20 protein-coding genes and 1 pseudogene are annotated in these 19585 nt (G+C 69.1%); 7 read left to right on the forward strand and 14 right to left on the reverse strand.

Annotated elements, in window-relative coordinates; all coding sequences use genetic code 11:
* A partial coding sequence (locus A9W96_RS03295) for a cation-translocating P-type ATPase (protein ID WP_231999573.1) occupies window positions 1-1388 on the forward strand: 1388 nt, incomplete at its 5' end.
* 6 nt (window positions 1389-1394) lie between these two features.
* Here the strand turns inward: A9W96_RS03295 and A9W96_RS03300 are convergent.
* Together A9W96_RS03300 and A9W96_RS03305 are read right to left on the reverse strand one after the other, a co-directional pair.
* Window positions 1395-2960 carry an AMP-binding protein gene (locus A9W96_RS03300; protein WP_066878600.1) on the reverse strand — a complete coding sequence of 522 codons (1566 nt, stop codon included), beginning with the start codon at window positions 2958-2960 and terminating at the stop codon, window positions 1395-1397.
* Complete coding sequence (locus A9W96_RS03305; protein WP_066870045.1) at window positions 2950-3864, reverse strand: SDR family NAD(P)-dependent oxidoreductase; 915 nt, start codon at window positions 3862-3864, stop codon at window positions 2950-2952. Before A9W96_RS03305 ends, A9W96_RS03300 begins: the two co-directional genes overlap by 11 nt.
* Before the next feature lie 283 nt (window positions 3865-4147).
* On the opposite strand from A9W96_RS03305, the gene A9W96_RS03310 reads away from it, so the two are divergent.
* Window positions 4148-4891 (forward strand): cutinase family protein, encoded by a 744-nt coding sequence (locus A9W96_RS03310; protein WP_067137915.1) that lies wholly within the window; start codon window positions 4148-4150, stop codon window positions 4889-4891.
* A gap of 21 nt (window positions 4892-4912) precedes the next feature.
* Here the strand turns inward: A9W96_RS03310 and A9W96_RS03315 are convergent, their stop codons facing one another.
* The 4 genes from A9W96_RS03315 to A9W96_RS03330 form a co-directional block, all read right to left on the reverse strand.
* Window positions 4913-6277, reverse strand: coding sequence for an aldehyde dehydrogenase family protein (locus tag A9W96_RS03315; protein WP_067137927.1), 1365 nt, complete (start codon window positions 6275-6277; stop codon window positions 4913-4915).
* A 35-nt stretch (window positions 6278-6312) separates the two neighbouring features.
* Complete coding sequence (locus A9W96_RS03320) at window positions 6313-7407, reverse strand: AMP-binding protein (RefSeq protein ID WP_067137917.1); 1095 nt, start codon at window positions 7405-7407, stop codon at window positions 6313-6315.
* Between the two features lie 136 nt (window positions 7408-7543).
* Window positions 7544-8308 carry an SDR family oxidoreductase gene (locus A9W96_RS03325; RefSeq protein ID WP_067137919.1) on the reverse strand — a complete coding sequence of 255 codons (765 nt, stop codon included), beginning with the start codon at window positions 8306-8308 and terminating at the stop codon, window positions 7544-7546.
* A 162-nt stretch (window positions 8309-8470) separates the two neighbouring features.
* Entirely contained in the window at window positions 8471-9430 is a 960-nt protein-coding gene (locus A9W96_RS03330; RefSeq protein ID WP_067137921.1) for an oxygenase MpaB family protein, read from the reverse strand.
* Between the two features lie 191 nt (window positions 9431-9621).
* Here A9W96_RS03330 and A9W96_RS03335 point away from each other — a divergent pair, with 191 nt between their 5' ends.
* The 3 genes from A9W96_RS03335 to A9W96_RS03345 all read left to right on the forward strand — a co-directional run bounded on the left by A9W96_RS03335 (window position 9622) and on the right by A9W96_RS03345 (window position 12527).
* Window positions 9622-10227 (forward strand): TetR/AcrR family transcriptional regulator, encoded by a 606-nt coding sequence (locus tag A9W96_RS03335; RefSeq protein ID WP_066877127.1) that lies wholly within the window; start codon window positions 9622-9624, stop codon window positions 10225-10227.
* 40 nt (window positions 10228-10267) lie between these two features.
* Window positions 10268-11644, forward strand: coding sequence for an adenylate/guanylate cyclase domain-containing protein (locus tag A9W96_RS03340; RefSeq protein WP_067137923.1), 1377 nt, complete (start codon window positions 10268-10270; stop codon window positions 11642-11644).
* Window positions 11645-11780: 136 nt separating this feature from the next.
* Window positions 11781-12527 (forward strand): methyltransferase domain-containing protein, encoded by a 747-nt coding sequence (locus A9W96_RS03345; protein ID WP_066870028.1) that lies wholly within the window; start codon window positions 11781-11783, stop codon window positions 12525-12527.
* Between the two features lie 34 nt (window positions 12528-12561).
* Here the strand turns inward: A9W96_RS03345 and A9W96_RS03350 are convergent, their stop codons facing one another.
* Window positions 12562-13011: an SRPBCC family protein gene (locus A9W96_RS03350; RefSeq protein WP_067137925.1), complete on the reverse strand. Its 450-nt coding sequence runs from the start codon at window positions 13009-13011 to the stop codon at window positions 12562-12564.
* 58 nt (window positions 13012-13069) lie between these two features.
* A complete protein-coding gene (locus A9W96_RS03355) occupies window positions 13070-13765 on the reverse strand; it encodes an SDR family oxidoreductase (RefSeq protein ID WP_066870022.1) in 696 nt (231 codons plus the stop codon).
* Between the two features lie 148 nt (window positions 13766-13913).
* On the opposite strand from A9W96_RS03355, the gene A9W96_RS03360 reads away from it, so the two are divergent.
* Window positions 13914-14504 carry a CGNR zinc finger domain-containing protein gene (locus A9W96_RS03360; RefSeq protein ID WP_066877129.1) on the forward strand — a complete coding sequence of 197 codons (591 nt, stop codon included), beginning with the start codon at window positions 13914-13916 and terminating at the stop codon, window positions 14502-14504.
* On the opposite strand, the gene A9W96_RS03365 is transcribed toward A9W96_RS03360, so the two are convergent.
* The 3 genes from A9W96_RS03365 to A9W96_RS03370 form a co-directional block, all read right to left on the reverse strand.
* Window positions 14439-15050 (reverse strand): bifunctional 2-polyprenyl-6-hydroxyphenol methylase/3-demethylubiquinol 3-O-methyltransferase UbiG, encoded by a 612-nt coding sequence (locus tag A9W96_RS03365; RefSeq protein WP_067137926.1) that lies wholly within the window; start codon window positions 15048-15050, stop codon window positions 14439-14441. The genes A9W96_RS03360 and A9W96_RS03365 overlap by 66 nt on opposite strands.
* A 28-nt stretch (window positions 15051-15078) precedes the next feature.
* Window positions 15079-15240, reverse strand: coding sequence for a hypothetical protein (locus A9W96_RS31985; RefSeq protein ID WP_197497949.1), 162 nt, complete (start codon window positions 15238-15240; stop codon window positions 15079-15081).
* A 154-nt stretch (window positions 15241-15394) separates the two neighbouring features.
* Window positions 15395-16240 carry an SDR family oxidoreductase gene (locus tag A9W96_RS03370; protein ID WP_066870016.1) on the reverse strand — a complete coding sequence of 282 codons (846 nt, stop codon included), beginning with the start codon at window positions 16238-16240 and terminating at the stop codon, window positions 15395-15397.
* A 92-nt stretch (window positions 16241-16332) separates the two neighbouring features.
* On the opposite strand from A9W96_RS03370, the gene A9W96_RS03375 reads away from it, so the two are divergent.
* Complete coding sequence (locus tag A9W96_RS03375; RefSeq protein ID WP_066870011.1) at window positions 16333-16947, forward strand: PaaI family thioesterase; 615 nt, start codon at window positions 16333-16335, stop codon at window positions 16945-16947.
* Between the two features lie 14 nt (window positions 16948-16961).
* Here the strand turns inward: A9W96_RS03375 and A9W96_RS03380 are convergent, their stop codons facing one another.
* The 3 genes and pseudogenes from A9W96_RS03380 to A9W96_RS30045 all read right to left on the reverse strand — a co-directional run.
* Window positions 16962-17726 carry a DUF2127 domain-containing protein gene (locus tag A9W96_RS03380; RefSeq protein ID WP_066870053.1) on the reverse strand — a complete coding sequence of 255 codons (765 nt, stop codon included), beginning with the start codon at window positions 17724-17726 and terminating at the stop codon, window positions 16962-16964.
* A 65-nt stretch (window positions 17727-17791) separates the two neighbouring features.
* Window positions 17792-19180, reverse strand: a complete 1389-nt coding sequence (locus tag A9W96_RS03385) for an MmgE/PrpD family protein (RefSeq protein ID WP_067137929.1) — start codon at window positions 19178-19180, stop codon at window positions 17792-17794.
* Window positions 19181-19291: 111 nt separating this feature from the next.
* Window positions 19292-19585 (reverse strand): annotated as a pseudogene (locus tag A9W96_RS30045) (hypothetical protein); the annotation flags it as partial.

A 19585-nucleotide genomic window follows, 5' to 3' on the forward strand; every position in this document is an offset into this window, starting at 1 on the left:
GCGCTGCAAATGGCCAGCCCGCCGAGGCGCCGGTGCTGGTGCTCAAGGGGGCGCCCGAGGTCATCCTGCCGCGCTGCAAATTCGCCGACCCGGACGCCGACCTCGAGCGGGCCGAGGCGGTGGTGCACGGCCTCGCCGAGCAGGGGCTGCGGGTGCTCGCCGTGGCGCAGCGCGGCTGGAAGCACGAGACCGACGACGACGACACCGACGCCGACGCCGTGGACGCCGCGGCGAAGAACCTCGAGTTGCTCGGCTACGTCGGGCTGGCCGACACCGCCCGGGCGTCGGCGCGCCCGCTGATCGAGGCGCTGGTGGACGCCGACCGCGACGTGGTGCTGATCACCGGCGACCACCCCGTGACGGCGCGCGCGATCGCCCGGCAGTTGGGCCTGCCCGAGGGCGCCAGGGTGGTCACCGGCGCCGAACTCGCCGGCCTCGACGAGGACGCCTGCGCCAAGCTGGTAGCCGACGTGCAGGTGTTCGCCCGTGTCAGCCCCGAGCAGAAGGTGCAGATCGTGGCCGCCCTGCAGCGCTGCGGCCGGGTGACGGCGATGGTCGGCGACGGCGCCAACGACGCCGCCGCCATCCGGATGGCCGACGTCGGTATCGGGGTGAGCGGTCGCGGTTCGTCGGCCGCGCGCGGCGCCGCCGACATCGTGTTGACCGACGAGGATCTGGGCGTATTGATGGACGCCCTGGTCGAGGGCCGCAGCATGTGGGCGGGCGTGCGCGACGCCGTCACGATCCTGGTCGGCGGCAACGTCGGTGAGGTGCTGTTCACCATCATCGGCACCGCGTTCGGCGCCGGCCGCGCCCCGGTGGGGACCCGTCAGCTGCTGCTGGTCAACCTGCTCACCGACATGTTCCCCGCGCTCGCGGTAGCCGTCACCTCGCAATACGTCGAACCCGACGAAGCCGAATACGAATCGGCCGAGGCCGCCGAGGAGGCGCGCCGCCTGCACCGGCGCGCCGTGCTCACCGGGGCCACGCCCTCACTCGACGCCCCGCTGATGCGCCAGATCGTCACCCGTGGCGCCGTCACTGCCGCCGGGGCGACGGCCGCCTGGGCGATCGGGCGCTGGACGCCGGGTACCGAAAGGCGCACGGCCACAATGGGTTTGACCGCGCTGGTGACGACGCAGCTGGCGCAGACGCTGCTGACCCGCCGGCACAGCCCGCTCGTCGTGGCGACGGCCCTGGGCAGCGCCGGCGTCCTGGTCGGCATCGTGCAAACCCCGGTGATCAGCCAGTTCTTCGGCTGCACGCCGCTGGGGCCGGTCGCCTGGTCCGGGGTGCTGGGCTCGACGGCGGGAGCCACCGCGATCTCGGCGCTGGCCCCCAATTGGCTGGCCAAGCAGGTCGCCGCCCTGGAGCCCGGCGAGGAATGATCGTGTTCAGCCGGACAACTCCCGGCGCAGCACCTTGCCGGTCGGGTTGCGCGGAATGCTGTCCACGACGTTGATGTCGCGGGGCTGTTCGAAGCGGGAGACCCGGTCCTTCAAATATTCGCGCAGCTGCGCGGCGTCGATCTCGCTGCCGGGCTGGGCGACCACGTATGCGGCCAGGCGCTGACCGAACCGCTCGTCGGGGACTCCGATGACGACGTTCTCGGCGACGGCGGGGTGCTGGGCGAGCGCGTTTTCGACCGCGCGCGGATAGACGTTCTCGCCGCCGGAGATGATCATGTCGTCTTCGCGGCCGACGATGAAGAGCCGGCCCGCGTTGTCCAGATAGCCCATGTCGCCCGTGCTGGTCATGCCGTCGACGACGGCCTTCGCGGCGCCGTCGGTGTAGCCGTCGCTGGTCAGTTCGCCGCCCACGAAGATCCGCCCGGTGACCCGCGGCCCGACCGCCCGGTCGTTCTTGTCGAAGATCCGTACCGGACAGCCCACGACCGGCCTTCCGACGGTTTCGGGCGCTTCGCGCAGATCCGCCGGCGTGGCCAGCGCACCGATGCCGACCTCGGTGGAGCCGTAGCCGTTGTAGAGGACGTCGCCGTAGGCGTCCATGAACCGCTGGCCCAGCGTGGGATCGAGGCGGTCGCCGCTGGAGATCACCGTCCGCAGATAGGGCAGCGGGTTTCGCGCCCGCACCTGCTCGGGCAGCTCCAGGATGCGCGCGAGCACCACCGGCACCGCGGTGAAGGCGTCGGCACGATGCAGCGACGCCTGGGCCAGCGCGGCTTCGGCGTCGAACTCGCGGCGGGTGAGCACGGTTCCCCCGAGCGCGAGGGTCAGCATCAGCATGCCCAACCCCAGCCCGTGAAACATGGGCATTGCCACCGAGATTCGCGACCCGGTGTGCAGCCGGGTGCGGTCCAGGATCGTCACCCACACGCCCACCGCGGAGCGCAGCTGCGGTGAGCGGGGCACCCCCTTGGGGGTGCCGGTGGTGCCCGATGTCAGCAGGACGATGCGGCCGGGGGCGGCCACGGCCGGTCTGCCGGCGCCTTCGTCGGCGCCGAGCGTCGCCGGATCGACGGTTCCGACCGATTCGTCAGCGGCCCGCAACCGCTCGACGAATTCGGCGTCGGCGACCACGGTCGAAATGCGGTGCGCTTGCACCGCGGCGGCCAGCGCGTCGCTGCGAAACTCCGTGCTCATCGGGACGACATCGGCGCCCAGCAGGGCGGCGGCGAACACGCCGGCCACGAAACCGCGTCCGTTGCGGCACATCACCCCGACCGCCTGCCCGGGTGCAACGCCGTCGTCGGCCAACCGCCGCGCCAGCGACTCGGTCACCAGTTGCAGCCGGCGATAGCTGAGCGCGCCGTCGTCGTCGACGATCGCGGTCCGGTCGGGCCACCGGGCCGTCGTGACCGCCAGCAGGGTGTACGGATTGGTGCCGCCCCGGCGTGCCTCGCGAAGCAGCCGGAAACCCGCCAGTGGCGCCGGCGGACTCAGCAGGCCCGAGCGCAGCAGGGCCCGGGCAGCGGTGGGAATCACCCGGTCATTCGTCATTGTCGGCCTCGTCGGTGTCGGACTCGCTGAAGAACCGGCGATGCCACAGCCGGGCGGCGTAATCGGCCGGCCCCGCCAGCAGCACCGAGGCCAGCTCGGCCGGCAGCACCCAGGGCGGTTCGATGGTGCGGGGCCGCTCGATGACCGCCTTGGCGATCGCGTCGGCGGCCTCGTCCGCCGACAGGCCGGGTAGGCGGCCCAGCAGCGGGGTGGGCGCGATCATCCTGGTTCGGACCAGAGCGAAGTAGACAGTGGTCACGTCGACGCCGTCGGTGTGCAGTTCCGGAGCGACGCTGCGCAACCAGCGGTCGAAGGCGCCCTTCGATGCCTGATAGGCACCCCATTGCGGACCCGGCGCCACCCGCACCCCGACGCTCGAGACGTTCACGATGTGCCCGCTGCCGTTGTCGCGCATGGCCGGCAGCAGACCCAGGAGCAGCCGCACCGGTCCCAGGTAGTTGATGTCGATCGTGCGCTGGAAGTCGTGCGGCCGGTCGTACTGGTCATGTAGCGAGCGGCGCAACGATTTGCCGGCGTTGCTCACCACGATGTCGGGCGGGCCGTGCTCCTCGGTAATGCCCTTGGTCAGGGTGCTCACCGCGGATTCGTCGGTGAGGTCGGTGGGATAGGCAACCGCGTGGCCCCCACCGGCATTGATCGACGCCGTCAGGTCGCAGAGCCGTTCCTCGGATCGGGCGACGACCAGGACGGTGGCTCCCGCGGCGGCCAGGCTGCGCGCGGTCGCCTCGCCGATGCCGTAGGAGGCGCCGGTCACCAAGACGGTTTTGCCGGAGACGGCGCCGCGCAACTTGTCGGGATCCGACACCCGCGCCGGGTTGGCCACGTGGTCCGTGACCGTGTTCAGAGCCTGCGTTAGTGCGTTCAACTTCGCTGCCGCATTCACTCGAGCCGCTCGCCGAGGTCGGCTGTTGCTTCACCGTAACCCCGGCTCGTAACTACGAGTAGCAGACCACACTGGGGTGCGGGCCCGCGCTCCGGCACGGCGCCGCCGCCCAGCGGGCGACCCGAGCGAGCGGTGGGCGCGCCGGGCCCGGGCGCCCGCGCCGGATGGCGTCGCGCACAACCAATCTCAGCCCGTCCGCAATCGCGGCGGTTATTTTATGAGAACACGGTAATTTCGGTGTTTCTGGTGTTTAAGCGGCGTGTTGGCTGGGCACAATGGCGGCATGATCGCACGTCACGTCATTCGTACCCTTGGTTCCGCAGTAGTTCTCGCAGCGTCGGGCGTGGCCGTTTCGGCCGTGTCCGCCTCCGTTATCCCCTCCGCGTCGGCCCAGTGTCCGGACGTGCAAGTGGTGTTCGCCCGCGGCACCGGTGAAGCACCGGGCGTGGGCCCCACCGGCCAGGCCTTCGTCGACGCCCTGCACCAGCGCGTGGGCGGACGGTCCTTCGACGTCTACCCCGTCAACTACCCCGCCAGCGATCAGTGGGCGACCGGCATCGACGGCGTCAGAGACGCGGGCGCGCACGTGAATTCGATGGCCCATGACTGCCCCACCACCAAGATGGTGCTCGGTGGCTACTCGCAGGGCGCGGCCGTGATGGGCTTTGTCACCTCGGCCGCCGTGCCCGACGGCATCGACCCCAACACCGTGCCCAAGCCGCTGGCGCCCGACGTGGCCAACCACGTCTCCTCGGTGGTGCTGTTCGGCATGCCCAACGTGCGGGCGATGAACTTCCTCAACGAACCGCCCGTGGTGATCGGCCCGGCGTATCAGGACAAGACCATCAAGGTGTGCGCCACCGAGGACCCGGTCTGTTCCGACGGGATGAATTTCGCCGCGCACGACACCTACGCCGACGACAGCGCGATGATCGACAAGGGAGTCTCGTTCGCCTCCAGCCACCTGGCCCTGGACGGCCCGGCCGCAACGGCGGTCGCGTCGCCGCGTGGCAGCTTCGGAGAGTAACCGCCTGCCCGGGGTTCCTGGCTAGTCCCTGATGAAGCCCTTGTTGCGCATCAGGGCATCGGCCAGGAATCCGTCGTGCGGAATGTGCGGGGCGTGCCACCACGTGGGGTGGTGGCCGCAGTAGACGTTGCCGACGGTCGGCTCGGCGATCAGATCGTCGATCAGCGCCTCGTCGCCGGTGATCGCGGTGACCACCAGCGAATGCCGTAATGGTTGGACCCCGTCGTGGCGCGACCAGGCCGACACCCACGCACACGGGAAGGGCAGCTCCAGGTTGAGCTGGTCCGGATCGGGTTGTGCCATCACATGCAGGGCCGGGCGCAGCGCGGCGTAGCCGTCGCCGAGTTCGGCGACCACCCGGTCGGCGCCGAGCAGCGGGGTCGACCCGACGGCCTTGGCCGCCAAGATGTTCGCGACCGCGCGTGCCTGGTGGACGGGCAGGGTGGGCAGGACCGCCCGCTCGTCATCGGTGGGCAGCGGTTCGATCGCCGCCAGCCGTTCGGCGATGGCATGGGCCAGCGCGGCGGGATCGCCCTCGTAGAGCACCGCGGTGGTGTTGACGCATGCCATGCCGCCGTGGTTGGCGATCGAGTCGACGATGACGTCGAGGTAGTCGCGCCAGTCGCGGTCGGCGGTGATCACGATCTTGCTGCGCCCCGGCCCGTTGACGATCACCGCCGGGTCGTCGGCGTACTTGTCGACCACCTGCTGGCCCCCGTACACCATCGCCAGGTCGGCCGCCCGGATGATCTCGTCGGCGCCGGCATGGTCGGTGGGCAGGTAGACGGCGTCCTCGGCGCGGAACCCGGCCCGCCGCAGCGCGCACACCAGCCGGTGAGCCGTCAGCGGCTCGCGGCGTGAGGGGCGCACCGCGACCCGGTAGCCCAGCGCGAGGGCCTGCGGCCAAAGCCCATGGACGCCCGGGCCGTTTCCGGCCGCGTGCACCGCGAACACCTCCCCGCGCCGCACCCACACCGCACCGCCCGCGCGGGTCCGCTCCTCGCGCCAGTCCAACGCCGCCCCAACCGGCCGCGCCGGCCGCACCGCGTCGACGGCGTCGCCCACCGCGTCGGCCACCCCGCGCGCCCCGGCCCGGGTGACCGCGATCGGCATGCCCGAAATCCGGGCGGCCAACGCCACATAGGCCTCGAAATCCAGCCCCGCGACGACGCCGTCGGCGAAGATGCCGGCGGCCCGGGACAGCGCGGCCGCGCGCCGGGCAACGGGCAGCGGTGCGGTCCTGCGCTGCGCGCCCAGCGTCCGCGACACATACAGCGGCGGAACCAGGCTCAGCTCCGCGACCGCGGCACCGGCGGTGGTGGTGACCAATTCGCGTTTGCGGGTCCGGTACTCACCGTCCGCGCCGAGGGCGTCGAGTGCCACCAAACCGGTTGCCGCACAGACACTGTCACTGTCCACGCTCAGTACACGCCCTCGATGACGGCCTCGCCCTCGAAGGTGGACACCGGCCGCACCTCGCTGACCGAATCGCTGAGATCACCCGCCGGTCCGGGCATCCTGATCGCCAGGTCGCGCTCCAGGTTGTTCGGTATGAACATGCCCTTGCTGATGTGGTGCATCACCACCTGACCCGAACGCCCGTAGGGCACCCGTTCCCCGGTGTCGGGATCGACCACCCAGAACACCACATACGGGGTGCGCGGATCGAAGACGAAGGAGTCGTCGTCGCCGGTCCGGGTTACCGCCTGTGACAGCACCATGGTGCTGCCGAACGCCACGGCGATGGTCGTCGCGGGAAAGATGTCGCGCAGCAGGTCGAGGGTGTCGGCGTCCACGTGCGCCCCGCTGAGCAGCAGGTAGCGGATCTTGTCGTTGACCAGGTCGACCACCCGATCGTTGCGGGCGATCGCCTCCAGCAGCGGCGGGGTGGTGTGCAGGTTGGCCACGGACTGCGTCTGCAACACGAAGACGGCCTGCTCGACAACGTGGTCGACGTAAGCCGCCACCTCGATTGCCGCCCCGCGCGCGGCGAGCCGTTTCACCCAGCGGGGATCGATGTCGATTGCGTGGAAGACGGAGCCGAGCCGCTGCGACACCAGCCGGGAGAAGTAGCCGACGCCGTGCGGACCGCTCGGCATCAGACACAGAAAGCCCTGGCCCCGCCGGAAACCGCCCGCGGCGAAGTCCTCGGTTTGCCATTCGACTACCTGCGCGACCCAATCCGGCAGCTGCACAGTGCGTTTCGGGGCGCCGGTGGTACCCCCGGATTCGAAGATCTGGGGCACCGGTGGCCGGGGCCCGTAACCGCGCGGAATGAGGTCTTCCACTGGGACACTGCGTAATTCGTTGACCAGGTTGGGGAAAAGTTGAAGGTCGGCGAAGGTGTTGACGTCGGTCAGCGGGTTGAAGTTCAACGTGCGGGCGGCCCGCAGCCAGAACGGCGAACCGGTGTCGTCGCCGAAGTGCCAGGCCATCGCCGCCCGCAGGTAGGCCTCGGCGTCGGCCACGGGCGCCGCCCGGGGGACGTCCAACAACGAGAAATCGACTGCGGCCATGCCCTCGATACTCTCGCATCCAGGACCGTGCCGCCAAGGACGACGGGCGCCCGCGGCCAGCGGCGTATCCCCTTATCCGCTTATTTCACAAGGAATTTCATCTATGTGCACGCGGTGTTCAGCGGAACCGCCCGGCCTAGCCGCCGAACATGGCGGTGATCGTCTCGTTGAAGCGGGGGTAGATGTCGTCGTAGGTGCCGTCGCGCTCGGCGAACCGGAACATCTTGGCGCGCTCCACCACGATTTCCTTGGCCTGCGGCTGCGTCTGCAACAGGGTGACGGTCTCGGTGATGTAGTCCTCCAGCGGCATCGCCCGGGGATCGAATCCCCGCTCGCCCTGCAGCGCGGTTTGCACGTGCGGCGGGATGATTTCGATCACCTGCACCGAAGTGCCGCGCAGTTGGAAGCGCAGCGATTCGGTGTAGGAGTGCAGCGCCGCCTTGGAGGCACAGTAGCTCGGGGTGAGCGCGCTGGGCATGAAGGCCAGACCGGACGTGACGTTGAGGATGGTGGCGTGCGGCTTGCGCAGCAGCGCGGGCAGCAGGGCCGAGGTCAGCCGGATGGGGCCCAGCAGGTTGATGGCCACCGACTGCTCGGCCAGGCCGACGTTGCCGGTGGTGAGGTCTTCGACCCGTTGAATTCCGGCGTTGTTGACCAGCACGTTGAGGTCCGGGTAGTGGTCGGTCAGCTGGGTGGCGAACCGGCGGATATCGGCGGCGTCACCCTGATCGAGCGACAGCGTCTGGATGCCGGGGTTGGCCTCGGCGACGGCCCGCAATTGGTCGCTGCGCCGGGCGGCGATGATCACCTGGTTGCCCAACCGGTGGAAGGATTCGGCCAGACCTCGGCCGATTCCGCTGCCACCGCCGGTGACCAGAACGGTATTGCCCGTCATCTGCATCGCGGTACTCCTTCGGGTCGCCCTGCCACCGGCTCGATCGACCGGCCCACTGAGCCGACCTAGCGGAATGCCCCAATGCGCAGCCGGCTAACCACCATGCCTCATCCGCACGGGCGCTGTCACGGATATCGCCGCGCCGATGCCGAGCCGCCCCAGACCCGGTTACGCGGCCGGGCGGTTGTGCAGCCGGCGCGGGTCGACGCCCGCGCGGTCCCACGCGTCGGCCGCCCAGCTCGTGTAGAGCACCCGGACGGGCAGCCGGTTCAACAGCGGGTTGAGCGCGCGAATGGCTGCGGCGACGCGCTGAAAGCGCTTCTCCTTCTTGGCATCCCATCGCAGCTGGCACACCTCGCGCATCTGCGGCGGAAGCGTTCCGACCACGACCAGCCGGGTGTAGGCGTTCAGCGGAGCCGAGAGCACTTTCCACACCGGCTTGGGCATCCGCCGCGGGCCCGGGATGCCCTTGCGGATGTAACCGGTGCCGTACAGCACGGTCTTATGGGGGACGAACCGGTCGAGCATCTCGTCCCAGTAGGCCAGGAAGTCGTCGTAGGTCTGCGGTTGCCCGCGGTCGCTGACGCCATACAGGCTGTACCAGAGCTTGCCCTCGTTGAAGATCTGCTCCTTCTCTGCGCGGCTCAGCCTCCGGATGAACATGTCGGTGTTGTAGATGACCTGGTCGACGAAGCTGGCGTGCGCCCAATAGAACAGCTCAGGATTCAGCGCGTGATAGCGCGAGCCGTCGCTGACCGTGCCCTTGATCGTCTTGTGAAAGTCCCGCACCTTGCGGCCCCACTCGTGCGGTTCGTCGGAGTAGACGGTGTTCATCAGGGGCGGTGCGGTGCGCTTGGCCCGACCGAGCGTGTCGCTGAAGATGACGGAGTGGTCCAGCACGCCCTGGGCGAGCTGTTCGATGCAGTTCTCCACCCCGGCGGTGCGCTGAAAGCCGAACAGCTGAGTCCGGACGTCGCCGTAGAACTTCCAGATCAACGAGTCCGGCCCCAACCGCGGGGCGGCGTCGGCGATCTCGTCGTCGACCGGCATCGGCATCGCCTCGCGGACGCCGGTATCGAAACGCGACCCCGCACTTGCCGCGGTTAACTCGTCGTTTTGGGCGGTCATGCCCACCTCCTCGCCGTACCCGCGCCGCGCGACGGCAGCCCGGTGTGAATCAGTGACACAAAGATGTGTCTTTGTTTCAGTCGCCTCGAACACTAACAAGCGCGCGTCGCCGTCGCACCTCCCGGGCAGGTCTTCGCGCCGGAAAAGTCGCCCGTGAACCATGCCGAGGAGTTGATACGATGCCGCCAATCATGCAGTCCGAACCGGGCTCTGCCACTGCCGAGGCGCTCACCGATCTCGACCGCACCATCTTGGACACCGCGCGCAGCGTGTTCGAGATTTACGGCGTGCGTCGGGCCAATATCGACGACGTCGCCGCCCGCGCCGGGGTCAGCCGCAGCACCATCTACCGTCGCTTCCCGACGAAGGAGAACCTGTTCGCCCACGTGGTGCGGCGCGAAGCCGGCCGGTTCTTCAGCACCCTGGACCAGGCGACAACCGGCTGCGACCCGCAACAGGCGGTCGTCGAGGCCTTCGCGCTCGGGGTGCGCCTGGTACAGGACTCCGCGCTGTACTCGCGGATCGCCGAGAGCGAACCCGAACTGTTCGGCATGTTCTCCCGGTCGCAGGCGTTTCCGATTCGCCAGTTCGCCGACGGGATCGCCCACACCCTGCGCCGTTGCGGCGCCGACCTGGCCGAGGCCGACCTGGACAACATCGCCGACATCCTGCTTCGCGTCGCCTTGGGCATCATCGTCTTCCCCACCGACCGGCTCGACACGTCGGATCCGGCGGCGGTTCGCGACTACGCCGCGCGCTATCTGGTGCCGATCATCGGCGGCGAGCGGTCCCGGTAATGGGCCTCGAATTGTCGGCGGCCTGAACTAGCCTTGAACCGTGGCTGGGAGTTCTGCGGCGCCGCGGACTCGGTACGCCAGTTGCGGTGAGATCGACATCGCCTATCAGGTCTTCGGCGATGGCCCGATGGACCTGCTCATGCTGCCGGGCCCGCTGATCCCGATCGACTGCGTCGACCTCGAGCCCTCGATGTACCGCTTTCATCGCCGGCTCGCGTCGTTCTGCCGGGTGATCCGCTTCGATCAGCGCGGCATCGGCCTGTCCTCCCGGGTCCCCTCGCTAGACATGCTCGGTCCGGAGTCATGGGCGCAGGATGCGCTCGCCGTGATGAATGCGGTGGGTTGCGAGAAGGCCACGATCTTCGCTCCGGGTTTCACCTCGCTGGCCGGTCTGGTTCTCGCGGCCGACCACTCCGATCGGGTGAACAGCCTCGTCATAGCCAACGGCGCGGCGCGCACGCTGCGGGGCCCGGACTACCCCATCGGCGCCGAACTCGACGCCGCCGAGCGATTCACGTCGGTCGGGATGGAGCCGGATGCCGTCGAGCAGGGCTTCGACATGCTCGGCATCATCGCCCCCAGCGTCGCGCACGACGACGCGTTCCGCTCGTGGTGGGACATGGCCGGCAACCGGGCAGCGTCACCCAGCATGGCCCGTGCGTTCATCAACAAGGTCCGGGAGGGCGATGTCCGCGACAGGCTGCCGCGCATCGCCGTACCGACGCTGATCGTCCATCGCGACAACCCCGCCTTCAGCCCCGTCGAGCATGCGCACTACCTCGCCGAGCGCATCGCCGGCTCGCGTCTCGTCGAACTGCCCGGACAGGACTCCCTGTACTGGGTCGGCGACACCGGCCCGATGCTGGACGAGATCGAAGAGTTCATCACCGGAGTCCGCGGCGGCTCCGACGCCGAGCGGCTGCTCACCACCATCATGTTCACCGACATCGTCGGCTCCACCGAGCGCGCCGCCGCGCTCGGCGACCACCGCTGGCGCGACCTGCTGGACAACCACGACAGGATCGTGCGCCACGAACTGCAGCGGTTCGGCGGTCGCGAAGTCAACACGGCCGGTGACGGATTCGTCGCCACGTTCACCAGCCCCAGCGCGGCGATCGCCTGCGCCGACGCCATCGTGGACGCCGTTCGTGTGCTGGGCATCGAGGTGCGGGTCGGCATTCACGCCGGCGAGGTCGAGGTGCGCGGCGCGGACGTCGCGGGCATGGCCGTCCACATCGGCGCGCGGGTGGCCGCGCTCGCGAGACCCAGCGAGGTGCTGGTGTCGTCCACGCTGCGCGACATCGTGACCGGCTCGCGGCACCGGTTCGGCGACCGCGGCGAGACCGCGCTCAAGGGCGTGCCCGGGTACTGGCGGCTGTACGCCCTGGTCCGCGAGCACGCCGTCGTTCGGCGGTAACCGGACCGCAAATCGCAGCGGTCGAAGAGCCGGGGCCCCCGGCGTAGGCTGCGGACGGGACTCACCGGAGCCGAAGCATCCCGGCTTTCCGTTCGATTTCTGGCGTCCGGCTTGGTATTTGACCGAAGGAGTACACATGACCGACGTGCACGTCTCGCTGCCTCCCGCCCTCCGGCGCGCGCTGGACCTGCTCATCGATCCGCCGGCCGATCCCGACGTGAGCCGGGGCTATCTCGACCTGCTCGGCCCCGGCGCGGCCGCCGGTGGCGCCGTCGAGCAGAACACCGGCCCCATCCAGGCGGCGTGGGCCTCGCCGATCGGGTCGCTGCTCTACGACAACGCCCAAGCGCTTTCTCGGCGCTGGATCAGCGCATGGCAACTGCCGCTGGAATGGTTGGACGTTCCGCAGGGCGGTATCGCGCTGGACGTCGGATCGGGGCCGGGCAACGTCACCGCGTCGCTGGCCCGTGCCGCCGGTCCGCAGGGGCTGGCCCTCGGCGTCGACATCTCCGAGCCCATGCTGGCCCGCGCGGTCCGCAACGAGGCCGGGCCGCAGGTCGGCTTCCTCAAGGCCGACGCACAGCGACTTCCGCTGCGCGACAGCACCATTGACGTGGCGGTGTCGACCGCCGTGCTGCAGTTGGTTCCGAATCCGGCCGACGCGCTCGCCGAGATCGCGCGCGTGCTGCGCCCCGGTGGCAGGCTGGCCGTCATGGTGCCCACCGCCGGGCGCCTGGCCCGGTATTGGCGGATGCTGCCTAACGTCGGGGCGCACGCGTTCGACGACGACGAAATCGGGGATGCGTTGGAGAACAACGGCTTTGCCAGTGTGCGGGTGAAGACCCTCGGGACGTTCCAGTGGGTGCGCGCCAAGTTGGGCTGACGCGCCCAGGTTTTTCGATGGCGGGTGCGCGGACCTAGTCCGCCGACTGGGCCAGCACGGCGAGTCGGTCCATGGACTCGCGCAACATCTCCGCCGTCGTCGCGCGGGCGCGCTCGAGGCGGGTGGCGTCGGTCAGCGCCGTCCAGTCGTAGGTGTGCGTCACCGTGGTGAGTTCGGCGTTGACCGGGCTCAGTTCCCAGCGCCACAGGTGCCCCGGCGGGGGCTTGCCGGGTTCGGCCGGGCGCCAAGCGATTACACTGCCCTCGACGAACTCGGTGACGTGGTTTTCGCGCACCGCGCCGTTGGTCAGCGTCGTCTTGAACACGTCACCCACGCGATGCACACGACCGGAGGCAGACGATGCCAGATTGCCGTTGCCGTCCCAGCTCGGCTGGCGGGACGGATCGGCGATCAGTTCGAAGATGCGCGCCGCATTGGCCGACATCACGCGGGTGGCGCTCACGATGCGTTCGGTATCGGACATATCGCTATCCAAACACGTGCGGCCGTACGGCGCGCCGGTGACTTTGGGCCGCGGCGGTTCACCCCATTCGGGGCAGCGCCTCGATGGGTCCGGACAGTACCGATTTGACGTAGCGGGTGTCGTCGTCGGCCAGCACCTCCGTGTCGTCCCGCTCGATGCCGTCGACGATCGCCCGGGCCACCTGGCGCGGATCGTTCTTGCGTGCCTCGAAGCCGGCGGTCATGTCGGTGTCGGTGAAGCTGAGGTGCGCGGCGACGACCAGGGTGCCCTGCTTCTCGAGCTCGATGCGCAGTGAGTTCGTCGTCGACCACAGTGCGGCCTTGGAGTCGCCGTACCCGCCGGAGCCGGGCATCCAGGACAGGATCGAGGCGATGTCGACCAGCGCACCGCCGCCGTTGTCGGCCAGGATCGGGGCGAAGGCCTTGGCCACGCGCAGCGCGCCGAAGTAGTTCGTCTCGAAGACCGCTCGCACCTCGTCGATGTCGCTGTCAAGCAGTGTCCGGGCGCCGAGAACTCCGGCGTTGTTGATGACAATGTCGGCGTCCGCCGCCGTGGACGCCAGCGCGGCAACCGAATCCGGGTTGGTGACGTCCAATTCGACGCTGACCACGCGGGGGTCCTGGCTGGGCTTCGGCGCCCGGGCGGTGGCGTAGACCTTCGCCGCGCCCCGGTCCAGCAATTCGGCCACGATGGCCTTGCCCAGACCGCGCTGCCCACCGGTGACCACTACCGTCGACCCCTTGACGTTGACCATGATGCTGCTCCTTTGACGTAGGCAAAGATGTTTTGCTTACGTCAAGCTAATTGACCGCCGCGACAGAGTCAAGTATTCTTTGCTTATGTCTTCCGCGTGGGTTGCGTCACAGCGATACGGCTGCGCCGGCGCTCCCGGCGGCCTGGGCCTGGTCCAGGACTTCCTCAACACGAGGGCCATCGACGGGTACGGGCCGGACCTGCTGGCCGAACCACGCCTCGCCGGCGACTGGGCGACGGCCGCCGTGCGGGCGTGGTCGTCCGCGCGCGGCGTGGACCTGTCGCCCCCCGAGCTGGGTGACGCCGACCTGGCCAAGCTTCGCGCGCTGCGCGCCACCATCGAGCAACTCGTCGCCGGCGAACAATCGCGATCTCATGGCGCCGACGGCGTCGCCGCATCTTTCGCGCTGTCCGATGCCGGTGAGGTGCGGTTGGATCCCCATGGCGGCGGTTGGCGTTGGCTGGCATCGGCGCTGTGGGGCGAGATCCTGTTGAGCCAGCAAGCCGGCACCTGGCGGCGGATCAAGCGCTGTCACAACCACCGGTGTGGCTCGACGTTCTACGACCGCTCGAAAAACAGCAGCGGGGTCTGGCATGACGTCAAGACGTGCGGCAACGCCGTCAATCTGCGGGCCTCCAGGGCGCGCCGGCGCGAACGCGAACGCGCGCTGCAATCAGACGTTGCGCCAGAGCAGTCGGTAGCGGTAGTAGACGCCCCGCCGGATGCGGGCTCCGGGTAGCACATCGGTGACTGCCCGCCGGATCTCACTGAGGCCCTCGTCGGGGTCGGCGACCGCGACGCCGATGTCTCGGGTCTCCCGGTGCAGCAGTGAGCCGACGCGCGCCACCGGCGTGCTGAGACCGGCCCACAGCCAGTCGGCAACGCTCTTGTTGGCGGACAGTCCCACCACCGCCAATTGCCCAGCGGGCCGCAGCATTTGACGCACCTTCTGCAAGGTGTCGCGCAGCGGCAGGTGATGCAGGCTGGCGACGAACGTGATCAGGTCGAAGGAAGCCTGGCCCGGCTCGAACTCCTCGAAACGCCGCAGTTGCGCCGAGGCGTTCGCGATCGGCTGCAATCGCTGCGCGGCGCGCCTCACCGATGTCGGATCCGCATCGATCCCGACGACGCTGCGCGACACCGCGGCTAATCGCTGAGCCAGCAGCCCTTCCCCGCATCCGACGTCCAAAACGTCGCCGCGGTGCCGCGAAGCGATGCCGACCAGCCACGGGTGATAGGCGCTGTTGTGGTTCCAGTAATCCTGGTGTTCTGCGTAGTCATCCACCGTCGACTCAGTCTGCCTGACCGGGCCGTCAACAGCGCTCGGCGCCCCGGGACATCAACCGCGGGCCCACGGCGGCCGGCCGTCGGGTGCTTTTGAGCATCGCCTGCCAGGCGCCGGAGGCACGTTTCAGGGGCGCGACCACGTCGAAAGTCGCGGGAGCCTGGCTGACCCAGGCTGGAAGTGTGGCCACCGTCTGATCCTTTGTTCTTTCGGCTTGTGCGCCGTCTCATTCAATTGCACCGCAGCCGTTTTACGGGGGTGCCGCGCCGCGGTAAACGCCACGAAAAGCCGTTCTGTGGTCTACCGCACACGCGGGGCGCGAGGAAAGACACGCAACAGTTCCCCTAATGAAAACCCTTGAACCGGCGTAGATACCCGGGCAATCGGTGTGCGGGCACAGCCTTGGGCCAGTCGTCGGGGCGAAAATACGCGTCGGTACCGCCGTCCACGAATACTACACTGCCGCACAGGAAATCGGCGGCATCGGACAGCATGAAGCACATCCACTCGGCCATGTGCCCCGCGTCACCGAAGCCGCCCACCGGCACCGGAAACGCCCGGACGGCCTTGGCCTGCCTCGGATCCGAGAGTTGCTCCTGCAGAAGAGGTGTCATGATCGCGCCCGGTGACAGGGCGTTCAGCCGCACGCCCGACCCAGCCCACTCCGGTGAGGCCGCATGTCGCCGCACCCAGCGGCTGACCGCGATCTTCGAGGCGCCATACATCATGGTCGGCGCCCCTGGGCCCAGTAGCCGCACCGCCCGCCACGCCTTGTCGGCATCGTGTGCCAGCAACGCGTTGACCGCCCGACGCGGCACCGCGGGCATCGTCGTCGCCGAATTGCTGGCCACCACAACAACCTTCGCGCGCTCGGCGGCGGCCAGCGCCGCACGCCAGGCGACGAGTAGCTCGACCACCCCGAAGTAATTGACCGCAGCGATCTGCCGGGCGCGATCCCGGCCGCGGCCGGGACCCAACCCGGCGGCCAGCACGGCGCCGTCCAGCCTGTTGCCCGAGGACGCCAGGACGCGTTCGGCGGCCGCCCTGCGCCCGTCGGGCGTCGACAGGTCGGCCACGACATCGGCATCCTTGATGTCGACGCCGATGACGGTGTGCCCGTTGTCCCGAAGGCGCTGCGCCGTCTCGCGGCCCATCCCGGAAGCCGACCCGGTTATCGCGTAGGTCCCCATTGACTCCTCCGTTCCCAGCGCAGTATGCCCGGTGACCCCGGGCGCTCCGGTGGGCACAGCCCACCCAGCGGACGCACTGTTAAGTTGCCAGGATGCATGACCCCACGCCCTGCATCGATTTCAGCCAACTCGAGTCGGTTTACGCGCCGCTGGCCGAATCGGTCCGCCGACTCCTAGACATCAGCATCCGCACCGAAGCCGGGCCCGCGGCGGTGGCGGCGGCCATCGCCAGGATCGACAGTGCGACAGACGAATTGAGCGACGCGCTGCTACCCGGGCCGTTCGGTGTACACCGAACGGCCGACGGCCAGACCATCGCCTGGGGCAACGCCGTGGTGGGTCTGCGAAACCCGGTGGCCCCACCGCTGGTCATCCATCACGATCCCGACGGACTGGTGTGGTCGGAATTCGTGCTCGGCGCCGCCTACGAAGGCCCACCGGGTACCGTGCACGGCGGCGTCTGCGCCCTGGTGCTCGACCACGTGCTCGGGGCGACGGCCCACCAGCCCAACAGGCCCGCCTATACCGGCACGCTGACCCTGCGCTATCGCCGGCCCACCGCGCTGGGCAGGCCGCTGCGCGCGGAGGCTCGCGTCGATCGCGTCGACGGGGTCAAGATTTTCGCCGTCGGCCAGCTGGCCGACGATCAGGGCGTCACCGTCGAGGCGGAGGGCGTTTTCATCCACCCCAAGCAGCCACCGGCGTAACCGTCGGGCTTCGCTCAGGTTCCGGCCGCGGCCCGTTCGACGTCGAGCAGCTGCTCCCCGCGTCGTTCCTCGTCGTAGGCCTTCCGCCCGCCGCGCAACCCGAACAGCCGTTTCGAGACCAGTAGGTAGATCACCGCGGCGACATTGATGGTGAAGGTCACCAGCCGGGTCATGGTGATGCCCTTGGCCAGGTCGTGGATCTCGAGGGGCAAGAAAACCGAGGTGGCTATCACCGCGAAGTATTCGCCCCAGCGTTTCAGCAGCCACAGGCCCACCCCTTCGACGACCTCGAGCAGCGCGTAACCGGCCAGCATCAGGGTCAGCAGGGCCAGGGTGGATGGCTTGGCCGCCAGCGCCTTTTCCAGTTCGTGCACGATGGTCATCTGGTCGACCTTGAAGCCGGCGGTGCGGAAGATGGGCAGGTCGCGATCGAGGGTGGCCTGGATGGCACCGCGCGCTCCGCGGAACTTCCACACCGCATAGGCCGCCAGCGCGATCACCACCGCCCGCAGCAGGCGTTCGACCGCCAGGATGCGGATAATGATGGCCTGTCGTAAAGCCTTGCCGCGCATGATCATCGGTGCGTCTTCGGCGCGACCGCGCCCGTGTGGCTCGCCGACGGTGAATTCGCCGCACCGCAGGCAGCGCCACACCTCGCCCAGCCCGGTGCTGCCGCTCAGCCGGTCGGCGAGGGACTTCTCGTCGGGCGCGTAGGTGACGTGACCGGCAACCGCGCAGGTGACCAGCTCCCAGCGGTTGCGGCCGTGTTCTTTACCCATGGCCGGATCATTCATGGCGGGCGGTCGGCCACGCAAGGGGACGCGCGCTACGTGCCAGACGGGTGTCAGAAGCGCGGCCTACTGCGCGCGCGCCGCGGCGTGGAAGGCACCGATCCGAGCAACGCGGTGAGTTCGGTGACCTCGATCTCGTCGAGCCGGGCCACCGCGGCGACGATCTCATCGCGCAGCGGCTCGTCGCAGAACGGTTCGGCGAGCCAACCGAACTTGTCCACCACGCGGTCCCAGGACATCGGGCGGGTGGGTGATCCCTCGTAATCCGACTGCTCGCGGCTGAATTGGCGCCCGTCGTGGGTGATCACGTGCACCCGCGCCGCGGTGCGCTGCGGATAGTCCGCGGTCAGGTCTGCGGCCGGAACGACCTGCACCCGGGACAACAGGTCGGTGACGTCGCTTCGCGAAACCCGTTCGTTCTCAAGCTGTTCTGGGCCGACGCCGCCGTCGAGCAGGGCGATCGCGGTCAGGTATTTGAGGTTATAGTCGGCCTGCTCCTTGGTGGTCGGGTTGTCCTTATCGCCGTAGGCTCCCCCGCCGGCGAAGTCGTAGGCGCCCTGAAAGACCTCGAGGACCACCCGCGCGACATCCGCACCCTGCAGACCGTGCTCACCGCGCACGGCCAGGATCGCATCGATGACGACCTGGCCGTGGATGAGCGAGCAGTATTGCTTCAGGTAGGTCTGCTCGACACAGGTGAGACTCCGGTCGGCGGTGTGCAGATCGATGCGCTGATCGAAGAGTTGCACCAGCCCGTGCGGGCCCTCGAAGAGCGCCTTGGGTCCGGTGATGCCACGCGCGGCCAGCATCGTCGTGTACACGGCGCGCATCCCGGTGATGGCCGGCGAGATGCCCTTCCAATTCGAAACCGGCTCGGCGTGCACCGCCGCCAGTGACACGTTGTCGGCCGCCGCGGCGGCAATGGCGTTGGCGGTCTGCTCGGCGCTCAGCCCCAGCAGCTTCGCGCTGCCCGCCGAAACCGACATCGCCAGCTGCAGCGCGTGGTTGAGTCCGCGGGCCATCACGGGAACCTGTGCGCTGAACCGGCATTGGATCTCGTAGGCGACCGCCAGCGCGAGCAGGAAGTCGGCTCCGCCGGCGCCGGTGTGCTCGGCCACGGCCAGCAATGCACCGACATTATCGGCGGGATGGCAGAGCCCACCCACCGTGAGATAGGTGTCGAGCAGATCGGGGTAGCGCACCAGCACCGCGTTGAAGAACGCGGCCTGGTCCACCGAGGCGCGCCCGCCGCCGACCAGGGTGGCCGTCGGGGCGCCACCGAACTGGGCGGTGTGGTCGCGGATCGTGGGGATCAGCTCGCCGTCCAGGGCACCGACGGCGCACGCGATGCTGTCGAGCACGTTGCGTTTCATCAGCGCCCGCGGTCGCCCGGTCAGGTCCCCCGGCCGGGCACCGACGACGAAATCGGCCAGCTCGTCCACAACGTAGTTATGTGCCACCACTTTTCGCCCCTCCGCTCTACGGACTTCAGTGAAGCCCCGCGCCGAGCCAGCGTCCACGATCCATCTCTTATGAGTGGTTGACGGAGGTTCTCACCGCACGCCGGCGCCGGTTTGCAGGACGCCCCGGTGGGGATCGTCGGCCGGAGTCCACCACCGTCCGGTGGGCGGGGTCAGCCAGTCACGACCGCGCGCAACCGCCAGCAACGACGTCACGGCACCGCGCACACTGGGCCGGTCATCGTCCTGGCGGTGTAGCAACGACCACGTCCATAGCGGTACCGGGTCGGCGACGGGGCGCCGGGTCAACCGGGGCGGGAGGGCAGCGGTGTGGCGCTTGGGTGACTCCAGTACGGCACCTGGGATCATGCGGACGTGCGCGTAGAA

Origin of the sequence: Mycobacterium sp. 1245852.3 (assembly GCF_001669335.1) — a bacterium.
In the GTDB taxonomy this organism is placed as follows: domain Bacteria; phylum Actinomycetota; class Actinomycetes; order Mycobacteriales; family Mycobacteriaceae; genus Mycobacterium; species Mycobacterium europaeum_A.